This is a genomic window from Angustibacter speluncae, from assembly GCF_054777815.1.
Genome location: NZ_BAAHAF010000055.1, coordinates 1 through 1,812, shown reverse-complemented (window position 1 = coordinate 1,812; position 1,812 = coordinate 1). Strand labels below are relative to the sequence as shown.

At 78.1% G+C, this 1,812-nt stretch carries 2 protein-coding genes; both read left to right on the top strand.

Annotated features, from left to right (window positions below; translation table 11 throughout):
* Positions 1-398: FtsX-like permease family protein (locus ACYVKY_RS06560; protein WP_460434173.1), on the top strand; the 398-nt coding region annotated here is incomplete at its 5' end.
* The coding region (locus ACYVKY_RS06555) for a hypothetical protein (protein WP_460434172.1) at positions 395-1,812 on the top strand (1,418 nt) is incomplete at its 3' end. The genes ACYVKY_RS06560 and ACYVKY_RS06555, both read left to right, overlap by 4 nt.

Here is a 1,812-nt window from a genome sequence, read left to right as displayed (position 1 = left end):
CCGGCGGCGTGCTGCTGCTCGTCGCCGCCGGGCTGCTCGCGGGCGGCACCGCGCTGGCCCGCGGCCGGCTGCGCGACGACACCGTGCTGGCCGTGCTCGGCGCCGACCGCGGCCAGCAGCGGCGGGCCGACCTCGTCCGCACCGCACTCGTCGGCGCGCTCGCGGTCGTGGCCGGGCTGGTGACCGGCGTCGTGGTCCTGGTGCTGAGCGGACCCGCGCTCGTCGGCGACCCCACCCGGGTCGGCCGCGCGGCCGGCGTCGACGCGGTCGTCCCCGTCCTCCCGGTGCTGGCCCTGACCGCCGCGGGCGTGCTCCTGGCGGCGCTGCCGGCCCTGGCGCGCGACCCGCGCGGACGCCGCAGCGTCGCCGCGCGGATGCGGCTGGAGGAGGTCGGGTGAGCCGGACGACCACCGGCGCCGTCGTGCTGCGCCACCTGCTCACCGACCGGGCCGCGGGCACGGCCGTCGCCCTCGTCGTGCTCGCGTCCGCGCTGCTCGGCGCCGCCGTGCCGCGCGCGCTGGAGCAGCTGGCGACCGAGGGCCTGCGCGGCAGCATCGACACCGCGCCGTACCTCGACCGCGAGCTGCTGGCCACCTCGGTCGGCTTCCCGCCCGTCTCGCTCGCGACCACCGGCGAGCCCGACGCGCCCTTCCGCGGCGTGCTCGACGACGTCGAGGACTCCTTCGAGCCGCTGCTCGCGCGCTCGTCCCAGGGCGTGCTCGGGACGATCCGCTACCGACAGCTGCGCGCGCTCGACATCAGCCCCGTGCTGCCGGACGAGACCGACACCTCGCTGTTCAACCCGACCGTCCTCACCGACCCGACCGGGGTCGCCGACCCGGGCTTCGCGAGCCGGGTGCGCTACGTCGACGGCGTCCCACCGGCCGCCTCCGAGCTGGTGCCGGACCCCGGCGCCGACCTGCCGTCGGGGGTCCCGGGCGGCGCCGCGTCGGGCTCGGCCACGATCGAGGTGGCCGTGAGCACCGAGGTGGCACGCGTGCACGGCCTCGAGCCGGGTTCGGTGATCACGCTGACCCAGCGCCTCACGGCGCGCGTCACCGGCGTGGTCGAGCCGCTCGACCCCGACGACCCCTACTGGCAGCTCGACGCCGTGCTGCTCGACCCCGCCCAGAGCTACACCGACCGCGACGGCATCATCCACACCTCGGCGCTGCTGGTGCCGCCCGGGGCGGCGGCCACGCTCGCGTCCCAGCTGTACGGCACCAACCCGCCGCAGGTCGAGGTGCGCGTGCCGCTGGCCGCCGGCGACGTCCGCGCGTCCGACGCCCCCGAGCTGTTCGACGAGGTGCGCCGGGTGGAGGGCGTCGTCTTCGACGTCCCCGCGCCCTCCGGCCTGGCGGAGACGTTCTTCGTCCAGCCCGCGCCCGACCTGCGGCTGTCGAGCGGGCTCGACACGATCGTGCTCGACCACCTGCGCCAGCAGCGCACCTCGGCCGCGGTGGTCTCGGTGGTGAGCGCCGGGCTGCTGGGCGTCACCCTGGCGGTGCTGACCCTCGCCGCGCGGCTCGTCGTCGAGCGCCGGCGGCGCGCGCTGTCGCTGCTCGTCGCGCGCGGCGGCTCGGCCCGCCAGGTCGCGGTCGTCTCGCTGGTCGAGGGGCTCGTGCTCGGTGTCCCGGCCGCGGCGGTCGGTGCCGCGCTCGCGGCGGTCCTCGTCGACGGGGACGGCGGGCGGGTCGGCTGGTGGCTGCCCGCCGTGCTCGGCCTGGCACCGGCGGTCCTGCTGCCGGTGCTGCCGGTGCTCGGCACCCGCCCGGACGTCCCGCGCGAGGAGGCCGACCCGTTCGCCGCGCT